At 59.2% G+C, this 18608-nt stretch carries 24 protein-coding genes and 1 pseudogene; 18 read left to right on the top strand and 7 right to left on the bottom strand.

Annotation, left to right across the window (positions count from 1 at the left end; genetic code table 11):
• Nucleotides 1-98 precede the first annotated feature (98 nt).
• Nucleotides 99-884: a formate/nitrite transporter family protein gene (locus tag HMPREF3149_RS08455; RefSeq protein WP_070537456.1), complete on the top strand. Its 786-nt coding sequence runs from the start codon at nt 99-101 to the stop codon at nt 882-884.
• On the opposite strand, the gene fdhD is transcribed toward HMPREF3149_RS08455, so the two are convergent.
• Entirely contained in the window at nt 853-1704 is an 852-nt protein-coding gene (fdhD, locus tag HMPREF3149_RS08450) for a formate dehydrogenase accessory sulfurtransferase FdhD (protein ID WP_070537455.1), read from the bottom strand. The genes HMPREF3149_RS08455 and fdhD overlap by 32 nt on opposite strands.
• Complete coding sequence (locus HMPREF3149_RS08445; RefSeq protein WP_070537454.1) at nt 1701-1949, bottom strand: DUF6457 domain-containing protein; 249 nt, start codon at nt 1947-1949, stop codon at nt 1701-1703. The genes fdhD and HMPREF3149_RS08445 overlap by 4 nt, the downstream gene beginning before the upstream one ends.
• Nucleotides 1950-2257: 308 nt before the next feature.
• Here HMPREF3149_RS08445 and rpsH point away from each other — a divergent pair, with 308 nt between their 5' ends.
• The 7 genes from rpsH to HMPREF3149_RS08410 all read left to right on the top strand — a co-directional run bounded on the left by rpsH (nt 2258) and on the right by HMPREF3149_RS08410 (nt 5587).
• A complete protein-coding gene (gene rpsH, locus HMPREF3149_RS08440; RefSeq protein WP_042529331.1) occupies nt 2258-2641 on the top strand; it encodes a 30S ribosomal protein S8 in 384 nt (127 codons plus the stop codon).
• A gap of 14 nt (nt 2642-2655) precedes the next feature.
• Complete coding sequence (rplF, locus tag HMPREF3149_RS08435; RefSeq protein WP_042529333.1) at nt 2656-3192, top strand: 50S ribosomal protein L6; 537 nt, start codon at nt 2656-2658, stop codon at nt 3190-3192.
• Nucleotides 3193-3195: 3 nt separating this feature from the next.
• Nucleotides 3196-3597: a 50S ribosomal protein L18 gene (rplR, locus tag HMPREF3149_RS08430; protein ID WP_042529335.1), complete on the top strand. Its 402-nt coding sequence runs from the start codon at nt 3196-3198 to the stop codon at nt 3595-3597.
• 40 nt (nt 3598-3637) lie between these two features.
• Nucleotides 3638-4264 carry a 30S ribosomal protein S5 gene (rpsE, locus tag HMPREF3149_RS08425; RefSeq protein WP_042529337.1) on the top strand — a complete coding sequence of 209 codons (627 nt, stop codon included), beginning with the start codon at nt 3638-3640 and terminating at the stop codon, nt 4262-4264.
• A gap of 3 nt (nt 4265-4267) precedes the next feature.
• On the top strand, nt 4268-4453 hold the full coding sequence (gene rpmD, locus HMPREF3149_RS08420) for a 50S ribosomal protein L30 (protein ID WP_042529338.1): 186 nt from the start codon (nt 4268-4270) through the stop codon (nt 4451-4453).
• A gap of 3 nt (nt 4454-4456) precedes the next feature.
• Nucleotides 4457-4903 (top strand): 50S ribosomal protein L15, encoded by a 447-nt coding sequence (rplO, locus tag HMPREF3149_RS08415; RefSeq protein ID WP_070537453.1) that lies wholly within the window; start codon nt 4457-4459, stop codon nt 4901-4903.
• A 303-nt stretch (nt 4904-5206) separates the two neighbouring features.
• The gene (locus HMPREF3149_RS08410; protein ID WP_042529342.1) at nt 5207-5587 is read left to right on the top strand and encodes a hypothetical protein; all 381 of its coding nucleotides are present in this window, start codon (nt 5207-5209) and stop codon (nt 5585-5587) included.
• A gap of 81 nt (nt 5588-5668) precedes the next feature.
• Here HMPREF3149_RS08410 and HMPREF3149_RS08405 read toward each other — a convergent pair whose 3' ends face one another.
• Nucleotides 5669-7159, bottom strand: coding sequence for an FAD-binding oxidoreductase (locus tag HMPREF3149_RS08405; RefSeq protein ID WP_070537452.1), 1491 nt, complete (start codon nt 7157-7159; stop codon nt 5669-5671).
• Nucleotides 7160-7168: 9 nt separating this feature from the next.
• On the bottom strand, nt 7169-8476 hold the full coding sequence (locus HMPREF3149_RS08400) for a class I SAM-dependent methyltransferase (RefSeq protein WP_070537451.1): 1308 nt from the start codon (nt 8474-8476) through the stop codon (nt 7169-7171).
• A 445-nt stretch (nt 8477-8921) separates the two neighbouring features.
• On the opposite strand from HMPREF3149_RS08400, the gene secY reads away from it, so the two are divergent.
• The 10 genes from secY (at nt 8922) to rplQ (ending at nt 16203) form a co-directional block, all read left to right on the top strand.
• Nucleotides 8922-10247 (top strand): preprotein translocase subunit SecY, encoded by a 1326-nt coding sequence (gene secY / locus HMPREF3149_RS08395; RefSeq protein ID WP_042529347.1) that lies wholly within the window; start codon nt 8922-8924, stop codon nt 10245-10247.
• The gene (locus HMPREF3149_RS08390) at nt 10247-10792 is read left to right on the top strand and encodes an adenylate kinase (protein WP_042529349.1); all 546 of its coding nucleotides are present in this window, start codon (nt 10247-10249) and stop codon (nt 10790-10792) included. Before secY ends, HMPREF3149_RS08390 begins: the two co-directional genes overlap by 1 nt.
• Nucleotides 10793-10803: 11 nt before the next feature.
• Nucleotides 10804-11601, top strand: coding sequence for a type I methionyl aminopeptidase (gene map / locus HMPREF3149_RS08385; protein WP_070537450.1), 798 nt, complete (start codon nt 10804-10806; stop codon nt 11599-11601).
• Between the two features lie 37 nt (nt 11602-11638).
• The gene (locus tag HMPREF3149_RS08380) at nt 11639-12430 is read left to right on the top strand and encodes a L,D-transpeptidase (protein WP_070537449.1); all 792 of its coding nucleotides are present in this window, start codon (nt 11639-11641) and stop codon (nt 12428-12430) included.
• 284 nt (nt 12431-12714) lie between these two features.
• Complete coding sequence (gene infA / locus HMPREF3149_RS08375) at nt 12715-12933, top strand: translation initiation factor IF-1 (RefSeq protein ID WP_003854422.1); 219 nt, start codon at nt 12715-12717, stop codon at nt 12931-12933.
• A gap of 186 nt (nt 12934-13119) precedes the next feature.
• A complete protein-coding gene (rpsM, locus tag HMPREF3149_RS08370) occupies nt 13120-13488 on the top strand; it encodes a 30S ribosomal protein S13 (protein WP_039673764.1) in 369 nt (122 codons plus the stop codon).
• Nucleotides 13489-13491: 3 nt separating this feature from the next.
• Nucleotides 13492-13896 (top strand): 30S ribosomal protein S11, encoded by a 405-nt coding sequence (gene rpsK / locus HMPREF3149_RS08365; RefSeq protein ID WP_042529356.1) that lies wholly within the window; start codon nt 13492-13494, stop codon nt 13894-13896.
• Nucleotides 13897-13917: 21 nt separating this feature from the next.
• Nucleotides 13918-14523, top strand: coding sequence for a 30S ribosomal protein S4 (gene rpsD / locus HMPREF3149_RS08360; protein WP_042529358.1), 606 nt, complete (start codon nt 13918-13920; stop codon nt 14521-14523).
• Nucleotides 14524-14592: 69 nt separating this feature from the next.
• A complete protein-coding gene (locus HMPREF3149_RS08355; RefSeq protein ID WP_042529360.1) occupies nt 14593-15603 on the top strand; it encodes a DNA-directed RNA polymerase subunit alpha in 1011 nt (336 codons plus the stop codon).
• Between the two features lie 75 nt (nt 15604-15678).
• Complete coding sequence (gene rplQ, locus HMPREF3149_RS08350) at nt 15679-16203, top strand: 50S ribosomal protein L17 (protein WP_042529362.1); 525 nt, start codon at nt 15679-15681, stop codon at nt 16201-16203.
• 178 nt (nt 16204-16381) lie between these two features.
• Here rplQ and HMPREF3149_RS08345 read toward each other — a convergent pair.
• From HMPREF3149_RS08345 to HMPREF3149_RS08335, 3 genes and pseudogenes are all read right to left on the bottom strand, one after another.
• A pseudogene (locus HMPREF3149_RS08345) lies at nt 16382-17621 on the bottom strand (IS256 family transposase).
• A gap of 158 nt (nt 17622-17779) precedes the next feature.
• A complete protein-coding gene (locus HMPREF3149_RS08340) occupies nt 17780-18046 on the bottom strand; it encodes a hypothetical protein (RefSeq protein WP_042529368.1) in 267 nt (88 codons plus the stop codon).
• Nucleotides 18047-18065: 19 nt separating this feature from the next.
• Nucleotides 18066-18605 (bottom strand): hypothetical protein, encoded by a 540-nt coding sequence (locus tag HMPREF3149_RS08335; protein ID WP_236684009.1) that lies wholly within the window; start codon nt 18603-18605, stop codon nt 18066-18068.
• Between the last annotated feature and the right edge of the window lie 3 nt (nt 18606-18608).

Genomic DNA, 18608 nt, shown 5'->3' with positions numbered 1-18608 from the left:
GATTGCAATTGTTCACTGCAGGTCAGTGATTGACCTGCGGCGCGTGCGGAGGAGTACGATACAAAGGTCTCTGAAATCTCTATCGCGCGAGGTACTTGATGTCCTTGAATGATGCTGCGGCAGCGGCGGTAACGAAAAAGATCACGTTGCTCGATGAATCCTTTTCCCGCTTTGCTGTCCGCTCTACATTGGCCGGCGTGTACCTGGCCATCGGTACGGCGTTTGCGGCGGTGCTGGGAATGGGCGTCGAGAAGCATATGGAAGGCATGGGCTCACTGGTCTTTGCCTGGTTGTTCGGCCTGGGCCTGTTTGCCATCGTCGTCCTTGGCGCGGAACTAGCCACCGGCAACATGATGTACATGGTTTACGGTGCAGTGAACAAGAAGGTCGGCTGGGGCAAGGGCCTGTGGCTGCTCGTGGTCACTACGGTGTTCAACTTGGTGGGCGTTGCGCTCTTTGCAGCGGCTATGGGCGTGTCGGCGAAGCTGGGCGATATTGACCCGAATCACCTCATCGCCACACTGTCGATGGGCAAGTTGGAGAAGGGCCCCGGCGGTATGTTCGTCGAGGCCATCCTGGCTAACTTCGTGGTCAACATGGCCATTGTGGGAGCGGTCTTTGCCAAGGACATCGTGTCCAAGTTCTTCGTCATCGTGCCCATCATCGCCTGCTTCGTGGGCTTGGGTCTCGAGCACGTCATTGCGAACTTCTGCCTGATGGTGCTGACCTTCTTCTGTGCCAGCCCGCTGCCGGAGGGCTTTACCCTCGGTGCGGTGCTGACCAACTGGTCCATCGTGTGGGTCGGAAACCTCATTGGCGGCGGCTTCCTTATTGGTGGCGTGTACGCCTGGCTTAACTCTGGCCCGGACGCGTATCGCGACTAAGCTCGCCCGAATACAGATTGAAGCGGTCCCCGCGGGCAAAGCCAACCAGCGCCATTCCGGTCTCGCGGGCGGTTTCGACTGCGAGCGAGGAGGCGGCGGAGACCGCGACGAGCATGCCGAAACCGGCCATGGCGGCCTTGTTTACTAGTTCGAAGCTGGCGCGCGAGCTCATCACGAGGATGAGGTCGTTGGCGGGGAGCATGTCTTCCATGAGCAAATGGCCGATGACCTTGTCGGCCGCATTGTGCCTGCCGACGTCTTCGCGGACGACGACGGGTTCGCCGTCGAGAGTAAAGGCTCCAGCGGCGTGGATGCCCCCGGTTTTTCGGAACTGCTTCTGCTCCCGCTTGAGGGCGTCGGGCAGCTTGGCGACGACCCCCGGATCCACCGGCACCCGAGGGATCTCGTAGCGGGTCTGCTTCATGAGCGCCTCAATAGAGGACGTACCGCATACTCCGCAGGCGGAGGTCGTGGTGGTCAGGCGCAGGTCCGTCAGCGCGATCGGGTGGGGATTGGTGAATTCCACGTCCAGCAGATTGTAGGGGTTGCGACCATCCACGGAGGCGCCGGCGCAGTACCGTGCTTCCTGGATATCGCTGGCCTTGTCAATGTGTCCCTCGGAGTGGAGAAAACCATGGGTGAGTTCGACATCGTGGCCGGGAGTGCGCATGGTCGTCGTGAGCGTTTGGCCACCAACGCGAATCTCCAGCGGCTCCTCGCCGGCCACAGTATCGCCGCGGGTATCGACCTGGGTGACGTGGCCGTCCTCGTCGAGGCGCACCTTGGTCACGGCAAAGGTGGCGTTGATGCGCCCGCTCATCGGTTGAGGGCCTCCTTTAGCGTAGCGATGTGAGCGCGAGCCTCCTCGACGTCTTTAGACGCCAAGCCCACGAGGTAAGCCGTGAGGGGAGCAGCCGGGCGGGATTGGGCATGCGCCACGTCCTTGGTGAGGTCAAGCAGCTCCTTCACGAGGGCGGTGGCGTCCGCGGGTGCGACGCCGATAAGTTCAGCGGCTTCCTCAAGCCATTGATGGGCCGTGCGGATGGGGTCTTGTTCTTCATTCATAACGATCAATGCTAACGCGTTTTGGAAAACAGCACGTCAACGGGTAGAGTAAGCCGACGGACTTGCATTTTTCCTCATCTCGCGCCGAGAAAATGGTGCGCGAACAGCGGAAATGTGCCAAGCCGGAAGAATTGAACACATCTACTTTGTTGTAGGCCCCTCGCCGTAGACAGCGGACCGTTGTCTGTATCAAAGGGTGGCGAGCGCCTCACGGTATTGACCGTGGGGAGCGTGAGTAGCCCGAAATCACACGGAGAACGCTTTGGTGAGCATGGGAACCGCAACGAGAAAGGTTACAGGTCACTCATATGACTATGACTGATCCTATTGCCGACATGCTGTCGCGCGTGCGCAACGCAAGTAATGCGCACCACGACTCCGTGTCGATGCCGACCTCCAAGATCAAGGCCAACATTGCCGAGATCTTGAAGCAGGAAGGCTACATCGCTGACTACTCCGTCGAGGGTCGCGAGCTGTCCCTCGAGCTTAAGTACAACAACCGTGAGCGTTCCCTGTCGGGTCTGCGTCGCGTGTCTAAGCCGGGTCTGCGTGTGTACGCAAAGTCCACCGAACTGCCGCAGGTTCTGGGTGGCCTGGGCGTGGCTATCATCTCCACGTCTCAGGGTCTGCTCACCGACCGTCAGGCTCAGGAGAAGGGTGTAGGCGGAGAAGTTCTCGCCTACGTCTGGTAAGGGAGGATTGACACATGTCTCGTATCGGTCTAGCACCTATCGCCGTCCCGAAGGGCGTCGACATCACCATCAACGGCCAGGTTGTCAACGTCAAGGGTTCCAAGGGCACCCTCGACGTTGAGCTGCCGGAGCCGATCACCGTTGCCGTCGAGGACGATGAGATCAAGGTCTCCCGTCCGGATGACGACCGCAAGAACCGCGCTCTGCACGGTCTGGCCCGTTCCCTGGTCAACAACGCCGTTGTTGGCGTGACCGAGGGTTACACCAAGAAGATGGAAATCTTCGGTGTTGGTTACCGTGTCCAGCAGAAGGGTAAGGACCTGGAGTTCTCTCTGGGCTACTCCCACCCGATCCTCATCAAGGCTCCGGAGGGCATTACCTTCGCTGTGGATGGCGCAACCAAGCTCTCCGTATCTGGTATTGACAAGCAACTGGTTGGACAGGTCGCCGCGTACATCCGCCGCCTGCGTAAGGACGATCCTTACAAGGGCAAGGGTATTCGCTACGACGGCGAGCAGGTCCGCCGCAAGGTCGGAAAGACGGGTAAGTAAGCAATGGCTAACACTGAAAACGCAAAGCGCACCCCGGTTGGCAAGGACATTTCCTCGCGTCGTCGTGAAGCACGCGCACGCCGCCACTTCCGCATCCGTAAGACCCTCCGCGGCACCCCTGAGGCACCGCGTCTGGTTCTTCACCGCTCCTCCCGCCACATGCACGTCCAGGTCATCGACGACTTGGCCGGCCACACCCTGGCCGCTGCGTCCTCCATGGAAGCTGACGTGCGCGCACTCGAGGGCGACAAGAAGGCCAAGGCTGCCAAGGTAGGCGAGCTCATCGCTGAGCGCGCCAAGGCCGCTGGCATCGAGAAGGTCGTCTTTGACCGTGCAGGCTACAAGTACCACGGCCGCGTTGCTGCGCTGGCCGACGCCGCCCGCGAAGGTGGTCTGCAGTTCTAATGATTAAGGCATACGGAAACATCAACGGAAGGAACGCCTAATGTCGGACCGTGAACAGCGTGACGGCGGACGCTCCGCCGAGAACAACAACGACCGCAAGGGTCGCAACAACGGCCGTCGTAATGACCGCCGCAACCAGCAGGACAACGAGCGCGATAAGTACATCGAGCGCGTTGTGACCATCAACCGCGTCTCCAAGACCGTTAAGGGTGGCCGCAACATGTCCTTCACCGCTCTCGTCGTCGTCGGCGACGGCCAGGGCATGGTTGGCGTCGGCTACGGCAAGGCCAAGGAAGTCCCGGCCGCAATCCAGAAGGGTGCTGAGGAAGCTCGTAAGAACTTCTTCCGCGTCCCGATGATTGCTGGCACCATTACCCACCCGGTTGAGGGTCGCGACGCAGCTGGCATCGTCATGATGAAGCCGGCAGCTCCGGGTACTGGTGTCATCGCCGGTGGTGCTGCTCGTCCGGTGCTTGAGTGCGCTGGCGTGCAGGACATCCTGTCGAAGTCCCTGGGCTCCGACAACGCTCTCAACGTCGTCCGCGCTACCGTGGACGGCCTCAAGCAGCTGGTTCGCCCGGAGGAAGTTGCCGCACGTCGTGGCAAGTCCCTCGAGGAGATCGCACCGGCCCAGATGCTGCGCAAGCGCGCAGGTCAGGAGGCATAAGCAATGGCTCTGAAGATTACTCAGGTAAAGGGCCTTGTGGGCACCAAGCCGAACCACCGCAAGAACATTGAGGCGCTCGGCCTCAAGCGCATCGGTCACACTGTTGTGAAGCAGGACACCCCGATCATCCGCGGCATGGTTCAGAAGGTGCGTCACCTGGTCACCGTCGAAGAAGTGGCAGGGGAGTAAACCATGGCTGATATCATCAAGCTCCACGACCTGCGCCCGGCCGCAGGCTCCAACAAGCCTAAGACCCGCGTCGGCCGCGGTGAGGCATCCAAGGGTAAGACCGCTGGTCGCGGTACCAAGGGCACCGGCGCTCGTAAGCAGGTTTCCGCTGCTTTCGAGGGTGGCCAGATGCCGCTGCACATGCGTCTGCCGAAGCTCAAGGGCTTCAAGAACCCGAACCACGTTGAGTACCAGGTAGTTAACGTTGCTGACCTGGCTGAGAAGTTCGCAGATGGCGGCGACATCACCGTTGCTGACATCGCAGCTGCCGGCCTCGTCCGCGCTAACCAGCCGGTTAAGGTTCTGGGCAACGGCGACATCAACGTCAAGCTGAATGTCACCGCTGATAAGTTCTCCAAGTCTGCTGTCGAGAAGATTGAGGCTGCTGGCGGCTCCGCCACCACCAAGTAATTCTCACCAGACTCTGTGAGAGTCAGGGAACCCTCCCGCAAGTCACCGTTAAGGTGTCCTGCGGGAGGGTTCTTGCGTTGTGCCATCGCATGAGCTTAAAGCTGAGAAGAAAACCCGCATTTTGCAGGATGGTAGCGAACAATTTAAGTGGATTGGACCCGAATTTTTCTCCGGATGAGAATGAACCTGCAGGGCATGGGGTGTCTTTTGGATCTCATAGATTGATCGCAAGTAGCTTATAAACGCGCGGGGTGATATATTTTTTTGCACAGGGTTACTGCAAGTCAGTCTAAGGAAAATATCATGACCATTATTAATCAGTTCGTGGCCGGCGTTATGGCCGCAGTGTTGTCGTTGTTCGGCCTGGCAGCGCCGCTTGATAACACTGGTGCACCTACCCACGCAGCCGCGCACGTGGAGAATGCGGCTGCCACTGCGGGTGAAGACGCATCTGTTGTGCAGCCGGGTGAGAACCTTACTCCTCAGAAGGCTGTGGAGCGTGACCTTTTCCTTGTCACTGAGGAGCTGGGCCATGAGTTCATGACCATCCGTTTCGAGGGCACCACGACCGCCCACATCGTTTTCCTTGAGTCTTATAACCCGGACACCGACCAAGCCGCGGTTGACCGTATGATGACGTCTCTGGCGGACAACGGCTTTGTCCGCGTCGACGCCGTCGCGTAGGGTCTTGCACGCGAGAAGCCCCCACAGTCAGGAAAACGAGCCTGACTGTGGGGGCTTCTCCTGTTGTCGCCGGCGCCGGATCTAGGCGTCGTTGACCGTCTTCTCAAAGAGGCTTGGGAAGCGGTCGGACGGGTCGGTAACGGCCTTAATGCGTTCGGGAAGGTCGCCACCGTAGAGTTCAGCGAATTTCTCGGGGGAGTAGAAGGATTCTGAATAGAGGGACTTGTGCCCACCCAGTTCGTTGATCTTTGACTCGATAACGCGGTTGAATGCGCCGTTGCCGGGGGCGGAGGGATCGACGTGGTTGCCTTCCACGCCGGACCAGAATCCAACGTTGATCCACGTCTGGCTGGGACGGAGGGGGTACAACGGCCACGGAGCCGGCGAGTCCGCGGCGATGTCGCCCCGGCCGATAAGCTCCTCGACGCCCTCGCGGAGACGAATCGGGCACAGCCATACCGGCTGGATGTCAGAGGCGGTGAAGAACCAGCGTAAAAACTCTGGCAGTTTGTCCGGGGTTACTTCGATGTCTTGGACAACGCGTTCGCCGCGGGGCAAGCCCTTGGGTTTCTTGATGAAGTGATATTCCAGCTCGTATGTGCGGTCGAGACGAACGAGCTTCCAGTAGAAGGAGCTACGGCGCAGTTGGCGCGGCCAGATTCGGCGCACGCGAGGGTTTTGTGCACCGAAGGCGCGGGAGCACCAGAACCAGTCTGTATCCCAGCGCCAAATGTAATCACGGACCGTGAGGCGATCGTGTCGAATTCCGCGCGGGTGCTGGAGGCTGCGGTAGAAGATCTTCTCGCGCGTGTAGTCGGAGGTAGGCCCTTCGTCATCCGTAAAACGGGCCATAACCAGATAGGCTTCTTCCGGGGAAAAGACGACGCCATCCAGCCCGTGGACCTCCACGCCGTCGTAGGTCTGGGTTTCGGAAACGCGGGCAAGTACAGTGCTGAGCTCCTCGACGTCGTCGAATCTCACCTCCCTGAGTTCCACATATGGTTTGACCGCGCGAAGTTCGATTCTGAGGCGTACCGCGTACCCTAGCGAGCCATAGGAGTTTGGAAAGAGACGAAAGAGGTCCACGTTTTTCTCGCGTGAGCACGTGATGATCTCTCCGGTGCCGGTCAAGATATCCATCTCGAGTACGGACTCGTGGGGTAGTCCATCGCGGAAACTTGTCGATTCCACGCCCATGCCCGTGACGGCCCCGCCCAGCGTGATTGTCTTCAACTGCGGAACCACAAAGGGCATAAGGCCGTGCGGCAGCGTGGCGTCAACGAGGTCTTCATAGGTGCACATGCCTTGCACTTCAGCAGTCTTCGCGATGGGATCTATCTCAATGACCCCGCCCAACCCGGAAACATCGAGGCCGACCTGCTCCCCGCTGCGTCCACGGAAGAGATTGGACGTCTTCTTGGCCAGGCGCACACGTTTATCTTTCGGCACTGCGTAGAAACTTCGCAGGAGCTTATCGACGCCCTCCCGATGCTCTGCCCAGCCCACCGGTGCTATCTCAATAGCATCAACGCTGCGTTGAGTTCTCAAACGGTTAATGACACGCGAGATCATAGTTCTCCTTTAGAAGCGCGAATCGTCCCACCAGCGGCGCTCCGGCACACCGGCGCGGGATCCGGCGTTGCCTACTTTGACACCGAGGAAGTGATACAGATTGATGATGTTGTGCTCGAATCCCCACTCAGAACCTGCCATGTAAATCGCCCATAGACGTGCAGTGGGAAGTCCGACGAGGGAGCAGGCTTCCTCCCACGTCTCCTTCAGGTTCTCGCACCAGTCATGAAGCGTCCGCATGTAATCAAAGCGCAATGACTCTGTGTGGAATACCTCAAAACCGGCATCCTGCATGCACTTGGTGATGGTGCCGGAACCAGAAAGCTCACCGTCAGGGAAGATGTAGCGGTCGATGAATCCGCCTTTCGGCGTTTTGTGGTTGTCCGGGTAGGTGATGCAGTGGTTGAGCATCAGCCCGCCGGGCTTGAGCTTTCCGTGGAGGAAGCTGAAGAAGTCAGGGTAATTTTTTACGCCGATGTGCTCTAGCAAGCCAATGGCGGAGATTGCGTCGAATCCTTCCTCGGTGACGTCGCGATAATCCATGAACCGGATCTCCGCGTAGTCTTCAAGGCCTTCTTCTTTAATTTTGGCTTGGCCCCATTCGGCCTGCTCCTTCGAGAGCGTCACTCCGAGTGATCTAACGCCGCGTTTGGCAGCGTAACGGACCATGCCTCCCCAGCCGCACCCGACGTCGAGGTGGCGATCCCCCTCCTTGAGCCTCAGCTTGTCGAAGATAAGGCGGTATTTATTCTCCTGTGCTTCGTCGAGCGTGGCCTCAGGGGAAGGGTAGTAAGCGCAGGTGTAGGTCATGGAATCGCCCAGGAAGAGCTCATAAAAGTCATTTCCTACGTCATAGTGATCAGAAATGACATCGGCGTCGCGTTCCTTGGAGTGCTTGGATAGTCCTTCATGCAGCTTGCGGCGCAACCAGGAAGCGCGCTCTACCTCCGGGACAGGCTGGACGCGGAAGGCGCCCATGGCGGCGAGCGAGCGCACAACGCGAGCAAGCGTGACGGCATCTGGGCGGCTGAACTTGTCATACATGGCGTGGAGGGCGTCAAAGATGCCGTAAGGATGTGCCGGGTGCTCGCCGTCGACTGTAATTCCATCCGTGACGTAGGCGCGCGCAAAGCCTACGTCGCCTGGGTGCGTTGCGATGTAGGCCAAGCCTTGCAAGCTGTTGATTCTGACCGTGAACTGTGAGTCCGTTGGGCCGGTGGAGGAACCATCGAAGGCCTCCCACCGGAAGGGATTGGGAGTGGGGACGAAGGCGTCGATGATCTCCGCCACGGTCATGGGAGTGAATCGCTTACTCATAAAACTACATACTTCTTTCGCTTCGTCGGCAGGCAGATATAGTACGGCCGTACTCCGAGGCGCTCTTGGCGTCACGTGAGAGGTCGAAGAGGTGTAGGTACCTTGTAAGGACATTGCTGGAAAGCAATATTCGCTATGGTAGGCGCATCGACGCAGTCGCGCTAAGGATCCGCGTGTGCAAGCCCTAGTGTGTGGGTATTCCGTTAGCGCACGAGGCATCTGGGAAGTGGCGCACAGTGGAGCCGGTACGGGCGCTGACGCACTTTCGGAGGGGCTGATGTGGAGAAATGTTGTTTGGCTGGTAGGGTAATGGGGTCAAAAGTGTTCAACCGTTTCTATGGAGTGCCTGAAAGGGCTCTCATCCAGTAGGAACAGATGAGTTCCACCTCCGTGCGCGGCAGTTTCGGCCCGTAGTTTAAGCGCGGTAGGCCAGGAGGATTTAGTAGTGTCCGCCATTTTCCAGGCTTTCAAAGACGCCGACCTGCGAAAGAAGATCATCTTCACCCTCGTGATGATTATCCTTTACCGCGTTGGCGCGCAGATCCCGTCCCCGGGCGTCGATTACGCCACCATCGCTGGCCGTCTTCGCGAGCTGACGGAAGAATCCGGCAACCTCTACTCAGTGATCAACCTATTCTCCGGTGGTGCGCTGCTGCAGCTGTCTATCTTTGCCATCGGCATCATGCCGTACATTACGGCGTCGATTATCGTGCAGCTGCTGACCGTGGTCATCCCGCACTTTGAGCAGCTGAAGAAGGAGGGCCAGTCTGGTCAAGCCAAGATGACGCAGTACACGCGTTACCTCACTTTGGCCCTGGCTCTTCTGCAGTCCTCCGGCATTGTGGCCTTGGCAGACCGCGAGCAGCTGCTTGGCCAAGGCGTGCGCGTCCTAGCGGAGGATCGTAACTTCTTCACCCTCGTGGTCTTGGTTATCACCATGACCGCTGGTGCCATCCTCGTCATGTGGATGGGTGAGCTCATCACGGAGAAGGGCATCGGCAACGGCATGTCTCTCATGATCTTCGCCGGTATTGCTACCCGCCTGCCTACCGATGGCCTCAGCATCATGCAGAACAACGGCGGCCTTGTCTTCGCCATGGTTCTTGCCGGCCTCATCGTCTTGGTTGTCGGCATTACCTTCATCGAGCAGGGCCAGCGTCGCATCCCGGTCCAGTACGCTAAGCGTATGGTGGGTCGTCGCCAGTACGGTGGCTCCTCCACCTACCTGCCGTTGAAGGTTAACCAGGCCGGCGTTATCCCGGTCATCTTCGCTTCCTCCCTGATCTACATGCCGGTGCTCATCACCCAGATTGTGAACTCCGGATCCCCGGGCGTGTCAGACAACTGGTGGCAGCGCAATGTCATTGCCCACCTTCAGGCGCCGAGCTCCTGGCAGTACATCGTCCTGTACTTTGTTCTCACCATCTTCTTCTCCTACTTCTACGTGTCGGTTCAGTACGACCCGGCCGAGCAGGCAGACAACATGAAGAAGTATGGTGGATTTATCCCGGGTATCCGCCCGGGCCGACCGACCGCCGAATACTTGGGCTTCGTCATGAACCGCCTTCTCTTCGTCGGCTCGATCTACCTCGCGCTCATCGCCGTCCTCCCGAATATTCTTCTGGATCTGGGCGTCGGTCGGGCAGGTGCTAGCGGCACCTCCGCGTTTGGTGGTACCGCTATCCTCATTATGGTCTCGGTCGCGCTGACCACGGTCAAGCAGATCGAGTCCCAGCTCCTACAATCCAACTACGAAGGACTGCTTAAGTAATGCGTTACGTACTCCTTGGCCCTCCCGGTGCCGGCAAGGGCACCCAAGCCGCTCTCCTCAGCGAGAAGCTCGGCGTCCCGCACATCTCCACCGGTGACCTCTTCCGCGCCAATATCGGCGAGGGCACCCCGCTTGGTGTTGAGGCCAAGTCCTACATCGACGCCGGCAAGCTGGTCCCGACCGACGTGACCGCACGCATGGTGGAGGATCGCCTCAACCAGGATGATGCCAAGGACGGCTTCCTTCTCGATGGCTTCCCCCGCACTGTGGAGCAGGCCGACATCCTGGAGAAGCTCCTCGCGGACAAGGGCCTGAAGCTTGATGGCGTTCTGAACTTTGAGGTGTCTGAAGATGTCGTCGTCGAGCGCATGCTTGCTCGCGGCCGCGCTGACGATACCGAAGAGACCATCCGCACCCGCCTTGGTGTGTACCGCGATGAGACCTTCCCCCTCATCGAGCACTACGGCGAGGCCATCATTCCGGTCCAGGCAGAGGGTTCCGTTGAGGAAATCAACGAACGCGCCCTCAAGGCGATGGGTAAGTAAACCCTGTTCCTATGGCTTTTCGACGTCGCACAAGGGCCATGCCTGCCCGTACCCCGGGAGAGCTCGACGCCATGCAGGCGGCCGGCGAGATTGTTGGCCGCGCTTTGCAGTCCGTGCGCGCCGCCGCCGCGGTTGGCGTGAGCACACTCGAGCTCGACGAGGTTGCGGAGCACACCATCCGGGATGCCGGAGCCGTGCCTACATTCAAGGGCTATGGCGGCTTCCCTGGGTCTATCTGTGCGTCTGTCAATGACGTCATTGTTCACGGGATTCCCAGCAGTGACGTCGTTCTTGCTGATGGTGACCTCATCTCCATCGATTGCGGTGCAACGCTCGATGGATGGGTAGGGGATAGTGCTTGGACGTTTGGCGTCGGAAAGCTCAGCCCTGAAGCTCAGGCGCTGTCTGACGCCACCGAATGGGTCCTGCACGAAGGGCTCAAGGCTATGGTGCCTGGCAACCGCCTCACGGACGTTTCGGCCGCCCTCGAGCAGGCCACGTACCGCGCCGAGGACAAGTTCGGCGTCGAACTCTACATCGTTGACGGATATGGCGGCCACGGCATTGGCCGTGAGATGCACGAGGAACCATACCTGGCCAATGAAGGCAAAGCCGGCCGCGGCCCCATCATTCAGGAAGGCTCGGTCCTGGCAATCGAGCCGATGCTGACGTTGGGCACGGAGGACAACGCCGTGCTTGACGACGACTGGACTGTCGTCACCCTTGATAACTCCCTCGCCGCACACTGGGAGCACACCGTAGCGGCCACGGAGAACGGTCCCCGTATTCTCACTCGCCGATACTCATAGGTAGGAAATTGTGGCAGGACAGTCTATACTTCTTGCCATGTCTAAATTTTCCTCCTTCGCTGGCGCTCGTTCCCTACGCCGAGTTGCCGCAGCGGGACTCGTGACCGTCTCACTCGCGACTGCCCCGGCTGCCCAGGCCCAGCCTGTCCCTTCCATCGAATCCCTGTCCTCCGACGTTCAGTCCCAGATTGACGGTTTCGTAGGCCAGACTCGTGAGAACGCGTGGACGTCCCGCAACGACATTCTTTCTTCCCTCAAGGCTGCTAATCCGCAGGCCGCAGATGCCCTACAGCCGGTCATTGACGGCGCCATCGAGCTGGTGTTCCCGGGTCTGATCGCTCAGAAGAACGCCGAGATTCGTGCTGCTCGCGAGGCTGAGGAACGTGCTCACGCCGCCGAGATTGCCCGAGAGAAGGCCGCTGCTGAGGAAGCAGCCCGCAAGGCTGAGGCCGAGCGTCAGGCCCAGAGGTTCGATACTGGCCCATGCCCGGCAGATGCCCGCGTGTGTGTTGATCGCGGTGGTCACCGTACCTGGCTCCAGGACGGCAACGGTCACGTCACCTACGTTGCTACTGGTATGTCAACCGGCAAGCCGGGGGAGGAGACCCCGGCCGGCACCTTCTACATTAATCGCAAGATCAAGGACGAAGTCTCCCACGAGTTCGGCAACGCACCGATGCCGTACGCGATGTACTTCACCAACAATGGCCACGCCTTCCACGAGGGCTCCCCGGCCTACGAGTCTGCCGGTTGCGTTCGCCTGCCACACCAGGATGCCGTCCGTTTCTGGAATGACGTGCCTATGGGTTCCAAGGTCTTCATCTACTAAGACCGCGTGATGGCTCAGGCCATCGCACTACCAATCTGAAGCCCGCCGCCTCATTGAGGTGGTGGGCTTCGGCGTGTCTTCACGGCTGAAATCAGTGAGCTGCGCTAGGCGCATTTGGAAAAGAGGTGGTCGCAGCGTATGCTTGAGTGCTGGTGTCCACACGTGGCTCTTCTATTCACGGATGAGACTGCGGGCGGCACCAGGCAGTAGACACTAAACATGCAGGTGAAGAGGGGCGTCGCCAAGCGCGGCACAGTTCCCGTCTCACCAGAAAAGTAGAGGTTATGGCTAAGGAAGGCGCAATCGAGGTTGAGGGTCGCATCGTCGAACCCCTGCCCAACGCAATGTTCCGCGTCGAGCTTGACAACGGACACAAGGTTCTTGCACACATTTCTGGCAAGATGCGTCAGCACTACATCCGCATCCTCCCGGAGGATCGCGTGGTTGTGGAGCTGTCTCCTTATGATCTGACCCGCGGACGCATCGTCTACCGCTACAAGTAAAGACAGTAAGCCTCCTTACCCACGGGACGCACTTGATGCGTCCCTTTTCACCTCAGGCTGCGATGGCCTGAGCCCGCACTGCTAAGCATGCCCACTGAATCCCCGGCTCGGCCCGGGGCGAAGCGCATGCGTGGTGGGGGACGGATGAGGAGAAAACCATCGTAACAACCCGAAAGGACTAGCCATATGGCACGTCTAGCTGGTGTTGACCTCCCGCGCAACAAGCGCATGGAGGTTGCTCTCACCTACATCTACGGCATCGGGCCTTCCCGTGCCAAGGAACTGCTGGAAAAGACCGGCATTTCTCCCGACCTGCGCACCGACAACCTGGATGATGATCAGCTGTCGGCGCTGCGTGACGTCATTGAAGCTACCTGGAAGGTCGAAGGTGACCTCCGCCGCCAGGTTCAGGCTGACATCCGTCGCAAGATTGAAATCGGCTGCTACCAGGGTATCCGCCACCGCCGTGGCCTGCCAGTTCGTGGTCAGCGCACCAAGACCAACGCTCGTACGCGCAAGGGTCCGAAGAAGACGATCGCAGGAAAGAAGAAGTAAAACATGCCACCGAAGACTCGTTCCGGCGCGCGCCGTGGTGGTCGTCGCGTCGTAAAGAAGAACGTGGCCGCTGGCCACGCATACATCAAGTCCACCTTCAACAACACCATCGTGTCCATCACGGACCCGTCCGGTGCTGTCATTTCCTGGGCATCCTCCGGCCACGTTGGCTTCAAGGGTTCCCGTAAGTCCACCCCGTTCGCTGCCCAGATGGCTGCAGAGAACGCTGCTCGCAAGGCAATGGACCACGGAATGAAGAAGGTTGACGTTTTCGTCAAGGGTCCGGGCTCCGGCCGCGAGACCGCCATCCGTTCCCTGCAGGCAGCAGGCCTCGAGGTCAACTCGATCACGGATGCCACCCCACAGCCGCACAACGGCTGCCGTCCGACCAAGCGCCGCAAGGTTTAAGGGAAAGGAAGAGGTAAAACAATGGCTCGTTATACTGGCCCCGCTACCCGCGTATCCCGCCGTCTGCGCGTCGACCTGGTCGGCGGCGACATGGCATTTGAGCGCCGCCCGTACCCCCCGGGACAGGCTGGCCGTAACCGCATCAAGGAATCTGAGTACCTGCTGCAGCTCCAGGAGAAGCAGAAGGCCAAGTACACCTACGGTGTGCTGGAGCGTCAGTTCCGTCGCTACTACGCCGAGGCTAACCGCCTCCCGGGCAAGACCGGTGACAACCTGGTTGTCCTGCTCGAGTCCCGTCTCGACAACGTGATCTACCGCGCCGGTCTGGCCAACACCCGCCGTCAGGCTCGCCAGCTTGTCTCCCACGGTCACTTCACCGTGAACGGCAAGAAGATCAACGTTCCGTCCTTCCGCGTTACGCAGTACGACATCATCGATGTTCGTGAGCGTTCCCAGAAGATGGAATGGTTCGAAGACGCCCAGGATCGCCTCGCCGACGCTAACGTCCCGGCTTGGCTGCAGGTCGTTCCGGACACCCTGCGCATCCTCGTGCACCAGCTGCCCGAGCGCGCTCAGATCGACATTCCGCTGCAGGAGCAGCTCATCGTCGAGCTTTACTCGAAGTAAACTTTCGATATCTGATTCTTTACCCCTTCTACCGGCGTCAAATAGCGGGCGCCGACAAGGAGAAATTCCATGCTTATTTCCCAGCGTCCTCAGCTCACCGAGGAATTCATCGACTCGTCTCGCTCCAAGTTCGTCATCGAACCGCTCGAGCCGGGCTTTGGTTACACCCTTGGTAACTCGCTTCGTCGCACCCTGCTGTCTTCCATTCCGGGCGCAGCAGTCACCTCCATCAAGATTGATGGTGTTCTCCACGAGTTCACCACCATTAACGGTGTGAAGGAAGACGTCTCTGAGATCATCCTTAACGTTAAGGGTCTGGTTCTGTCCTCCGACTCTGATGAGCCGGTTGTCATGTACCTGAGCAAAGAGGGCCCTGGCGAGGTGACCGCAGGCGATATCCAGCCGCCGGCTGGCGTGGAGATCCACAACTCGGATCTGCACATCGCATCCCTGAACGAGTCCGCCAAGCTGGAAATGGAACTCGTCGTCGAGCGCGGTCGTGGCTACGTTCCGGCTGCCGCTACCTCTGGGGAAATCGGCCGCATCCCGGTCGACCAGATTTACTCCCCGGTACTGAAGGTTTCGTACAAGGTCGAAGCTACTCGTGTTGAGCAGCGTACTGACTTTGACAAGCTGATCATCGACGTCGAGACCAAGAACTCGATTTCCGCCCGCGATGCCCTGGCCTCTGCCGGTGGCACCCTGGTTGAGCTCTTCGGCTTGGCCCGCGAGCTGAACACCGCAGCTGAAGGCATCGAAATTGGCCCGTCCCCGCAGGAGACGGAGTACATCGCTGCGTACAGCATGCCGATCGAGGATCTGAACTTCTCCGTCCGCTCCTACAACTGCCTGAAGCGTCAGGAAATCCACACCGTTGGTGAGCTCGCTGAGTGCACCGAGTCGGACCTGTTGGATATCCGCAACTTCGGTCAGAAGTCGATCAACGAGGTAAAGATCAAGCTGGCTAACCTGGGCCTGGCTCTCAAGGACACCCCTGAGGACTTTGACCCGACCCAGCTCGAAGGCTACGACGCAGAAACCGGTGACTTCAAGGACCCGGCTGCTGAGGATTCCGAGTAAAGAATTCCGCTGAATCGTAACGGCGCGTGCAGCGCTCGTTGCGCGCTCAATTAATCCGCACACGAGGAGTACACAATGCCAACCCCTAAGAAGGGTGCCCGTCTCGGCGGCTCCGCCAAGCAGCAGGCTCACCTGCTGAGCAACTTGGCAGCTAGCCTGATCGAGCACGGCGCAATCAAGACCACCGATGCCAAGGCGAAGGTTCTTCGCCCGTACATCGAGAAGATCATCACCAAGGCTAAGTCCGGCACCGTTGCTGACCGCCGCGCTGTTCTGAAGCTCATCCCGCACAAGGATGTTGTTGCCCACCTCTTTGACGAGCTGGCACCGAAGTTTGAGAACCGTGAGGGTGGCTACACCCGCACCATCAAGCTGGAGAACCGCGCTGGTGACAACGCCCCGATGTCCCAGATCTCTCTCGTTCTCGAGGAGACCGTGACCTCCGAGGCTAACCGCGCTACCCGCGCAGCTGCTTCCAAGAAGGCCGCTGAAGCTGAGGAAGCTAAGGCTGAAGAGGCCGAGGCTGCTGAGGCAGAGGCAGAGGAGACCACCGAGGCTCCGGCAGAAGAGGCTGAGGCTGCAGAGTCCGAGGAGCAATAGTCTTCGGCTCTCGTGCTTTAGGCGCAAAGCCGCCATCTTCCTTTACAAAGGAAGGTGGCGGCTTTTCTTATGCACTTAAAAATTGCAGTGACGTTAACTTTGGGGCTTGCTAGGGTCAAGTCCCGTGTAGTGGTGTAGCCGTTGGTGCTTTCGGCTCGGTATGAAGTTCGGGGTTTTGTTAGGCGGTTAGCTGGTGTTGGTCACCATGGTTGTCTCCTGTGCGGTGCATGAGTTTTTTAGTTTGTTCGAGTGCGGATAGTGACATGTAGCGTTTTGCTGGATCCAATCGTCGTGTTGTTCTGCAAGCACCGCGCCGACGAGCCGGATGATCGATTTCCTATTCGGGAAGATGCCCACGACATCGGTGCGCCGGCGGATCTCCCGGTTTAACCGCTCCGTGGGGTTGTTCGACCACACCTTCGACCAGACCGGTTTCGGGGCTGCGGTAAACGCCAACACGTCATCGAGTGATTCCTCCAGATAGGACGCAACCTGGGGGAATTTCGGTTCCAACAGGTCGAAGACTTCGCGGGCTTGAGCCCAGGTGGATTGGGCGTCGGGTTGTTGGAAGATGGTCTGGAACATCGCCGAGACCATCGGCCACTGGGTTTTCGGGACTTTCTCGTAGAGGTTCTTCGCGAAATGGGTGCGACAGCGCTGCCAGGACGCATCGGGCAGTACTTCAGATATCGCGTGCTGGATGCCTTCATGGGCGTCGCTGGTGATCAGGTAGACGCCGGTCAGCCCGCGGGCTTTTAAGTCGTGGAAAGAAGCCTTTCCACGACGCGTTGGACTCAGCTGTGGCGACGTGCATGCCGAGCATTTCGCGATACCCATCGGCGTTGACCCCGGTAGCGAGCAGCACGCAGCATTTGACTACTCGCCCGCCTTCGCGGACTTTGATCGTGAGCGCGTCGCACGACAGGTAGGCGTACCCGCCGGGGTCGAGTGGGCGGTTTCTGAAGTCTGCGACCATCTCGTCGAGTTCTTTCGACATGCGTGAGACCTGGGATTTCGACAGGTTGTTAATCCCAAGTGTTGCCACCAGATCGTTCATCCTGCGGGTGGAGACCCCCTTGAGGTAGCACGTGGCGATCACCGTTGATAGTGCGCGTTCGGCACGTGAGCGTCGCTCTAACAGCCAGTCCGGGAAGAACGCGTGCGTGGCGCAGCTTCGGCACTGCCACATCGATTGTGCCGACACGGGTGTCGAGCTCGCGGTGGCGGTACCCGTTGCGGTGGTTGACCCGCTGTTCAGAAGCAACGCCGTATTCAGCGCCGCAGACGGTGTCGGCCTGGGCGGAGAGGATCTGGTTGATAAACCCTTGCAGCATCTGCCGCATCAGATCCGGGGAGGCCTGGGCGAGCAGATCATCCAAGTACGTTGCAGGGTCGATAGAATGCGGGGCAGCGGTCATCGTCGTATGTCTTTCGGTGAGATGTGGAAGTTGAGTCGAAAGGTTACTGGCGGTGGCCGCCCCACTATCTGGCAGGGCCCACCATCAGCAAGCGTTACACCACACTAAGGGACGCAACCGGCAACGAAAGCTGCCCGGCGTTCATTTCCCGTGTTCCGTTAGGCGAAAAAGATCACCAACAGGAGGATGAGAATGAGTGCGGCTGCACCGGAAAAGTAGAGAACCGCCTGCGTCTTCTTTCCCTTTTCCTTCTGACCCCCAGTCTTGATGAACATGGAGGCGAGCTCGGTCGCGAAAAACAGAAGCAGAAACGCTCCTGCCCAGGCGAACCACGGGATACCCGGGTTGAACGGAATTGCTACCGCAGTGATGGCCAGCGCCACTAGGGCGCTGTACACGTGGTTCGATGTTGAAAGTTTTTCCATTGGGTGCCGTCCTTTCCGATTAGCAGGAAACCGCGGTGATCATTGCACCTCCTGCAGCCTCGCAGGCTGAGGCGGTGAAAATTCCCGCGATGGGTGTGGCGATGCCGCTGGCAGCTGCCGACGCAGGGACGCACACCAGGGCTCCCCAGGTGATGTTGAAGGCCCATGCGACCCACTTCGGAATGCATGCGGCTGTCATGACGCCGCCGTGGTGCACCGTCTGGGCAACGATCATCTGCGTTGCTTCATCGTAACGGAACACGACGTTCTCGTTGCCCCCATTGTCGAGGTCAATAGAAGCGATGACGTTACCCACTTGATCCCGCCACGTAGCTACGTTGTTGGCGATATCCACGGAATCGCCTACAGCGGTGTTCAGCTTGAGTCCGTCTTCGGTAGGAACAGCGGACCGCTCATTTCCGGATTGATCGAGCGCTACCTGGGTGGTGTCGCTCGGTGCGGGTACCGCATAAGCGGTGGCTGCCCCCATTCCAGCTGAAGAAAACGCGAGTACCGCCATGGCGGTGGCAACAAGGGGGCGGAAGGACGTAGTACGCATAAC

The organism is Corynebacterium sp. HMSC05E07, from assembly GCF_001807225.1.
Classification (GTDB): domain Bacteria; phylum Actinomycetota; class Actinomycetes; order Mycobacteriales; family Mycobacteriaceae; genus Corynebacterium; species Corynebacterium singulare.
This window is presented reverse-complemented; position numbering and strand designations above follow the sequence as displayed.

What these genes read in the sequence shown, in the direction of transcription:
- HMPREF3149_RS08455 (WP_070537456.1), top strand. Translation starts at nt 99, where the DNA reads ATGTCCTTGAATGATGCTGCGGCAGCGGCGGTAACGAAAAAGATCACG.
- fdhD (WP_070537455.1), bottom strand. Translation starts at nt 1,704, where the DNA reads ATGAGCGGGCGCATCAACGCCACCTTTGCCGTGACCAAGGTGCGCCTC.
- HMPREF3149_RS08445 (WP_070537454.1), bottom strand. Translation starts at nt 1,949, where the DNA reads ATGAATGAAGAACAAGACCCCATCCGCACGGCCCATCAATGGCTTGAG.
- rpsH (WP_042529331.1), top strand. Translation starts at nt 2,258, where the DNA reads ATGACTATGACTGATCCTATTGCCGACATGCTGTCGCGCGTGCGCAAC.
- rplF (WP_042529333.1), top strand. Translation starts at nt 2,656, where the DNA reads ATGTCTCGTATCGGTCTAGCACCTATCGCCGTCCCGAAGGGCGTCGAC.
- rplR (WP_042529335.1), top strand. Translation starts at nt 3,196, where the DNA reads ATGGCTAACACTGAAAACGCAAAGCGCACCCCGGTTGGCAAGGACATT.
- rpsE (WP_042529337.1), top strand. Translation starts at nt 3,638, where the DNA reads ATGTCGGACCGTGAACAGCGTGACGGCGGACGCTCCGCCGAGAACAAC.
- rpmD (WP_042529338.1), top strand. Translation starts at nt 4,268, where the DNA reads ATGGCTCTGAAGATTACTCAGGTAAAGGGCCTTGTGGGCACCAAGCCG.
- rplO (WP_070537453.1), top strand. Translation starts at nt 4,457, where the DNA reads ATGGCTGATATCATCAAGCTCCACGACCTGCGCCCGGCCGCAGGCTCC.
- HMPREF3149_RS08410 (WP_042529342.1), top strand. Translation starts at nt 5,207, where the DNA reads ATGACCATTATTAATCAGTTCGTGGCCGGCGTTATGGCCGCAGTGTTG.
- HMPREF3149_RS08405 (WP_070537452.1), bottom strand. Translation starts at nt 7,159, where the DNA reads ATGATCTCGCGTGTCATTAACCGTTTGAGAACTCAACGCAGCGTTGAT.
- HMPREF3149_RS08400 (WP_070537451.1), bottom strand. Translation starts at nt 8,476, where the DNA reads ATGAGTAAGCGATTCACTCCCATGACCGTGGCGGAGATCATCGACGCC.
- HMPREF3149_RS08390 (WP_042529349.1), top strand. Translation starts at nt 10,247, where the DNA reads ATGCGTTACGTACTCCTTGGCCCTCCCGGTGCCGGCAAGGGCACCCAA.
- map (WP_070537450.1), top strand. Translation starts at nt 10,804, where the DNA reads ATGGCTTTTCGACGTCGCACAAGGGCCATGCCTGCCCGTACCCCGGGA.
- HMPREF3149_RS08380 (WP_070537449.1), top strand. Translation starts at nt 11,639, where the DNA reads ATGTCTAAATTTTCCTCCTTCGCTGGCGCTCGTTCCCTACGCCGAGTT.
- infA (WP_003854422.1), top strand. Translation starts at nt 12,715, where the DNA reads ATGGCTAAGGAAGGCGCAATCGAGGTTGAGGGTCGCATCGTCGAACCC.
- rpsM (WP_039673764.1), top strand. Translation starts at nt 13,120, where the DNA reads ATGGCACGTCTAGCTGGTGTTGACCTCCCGCGCAACAAGCGCATGGAG.
- rpsK (WP_042529356.1), top strand. Translation starts at nt 13,492, where the DNA reads ATGCCACCGAAGACTCGTTCCGGCGCGCGCCGTGGTGGTCGTCGCGTC.
- rpsD (WP_042529358.1), top strand. Translation starts at nt 13,918, where the DNA reads ATGGCTCGTTATACTGGCCCCGCTACCCGCGTATCCCGCCGTCTGCGC.
- HMPREF3149_RS08355 (WP_042529360.1), top strand. Translation starts at nt 14,593, where the DNA reads ATGCTTATTTCCCAGCGTCCTCAGCTCACCGAGGAATTCATCGACTCG.
- rplQ (WP_042529362.1), top strand. Translation starts at nt 15,679, where the DNA reads ATGCCAACCCCTAAGAAGGGTGCCCGTCTCGGCGGCTCCGCCAAGCAG.
- HMPREF3149_RS08340 (WP_042529368.1), bottom strand. Translation starts at nt 18,046, where the DNA reads ATGGAAAAACTTTCAACATCGAACCACGTGTACAGCGCCCTAGTGGCG.
- HMPREF3149_RS08335 (WP_236684009.1), bottom strand. Translation starts at nt 18,605, where the DNA reads ATGCGTACTACGTCCTTCCGCCCCCTTGTTGCCACCGCCATGGCGGTA.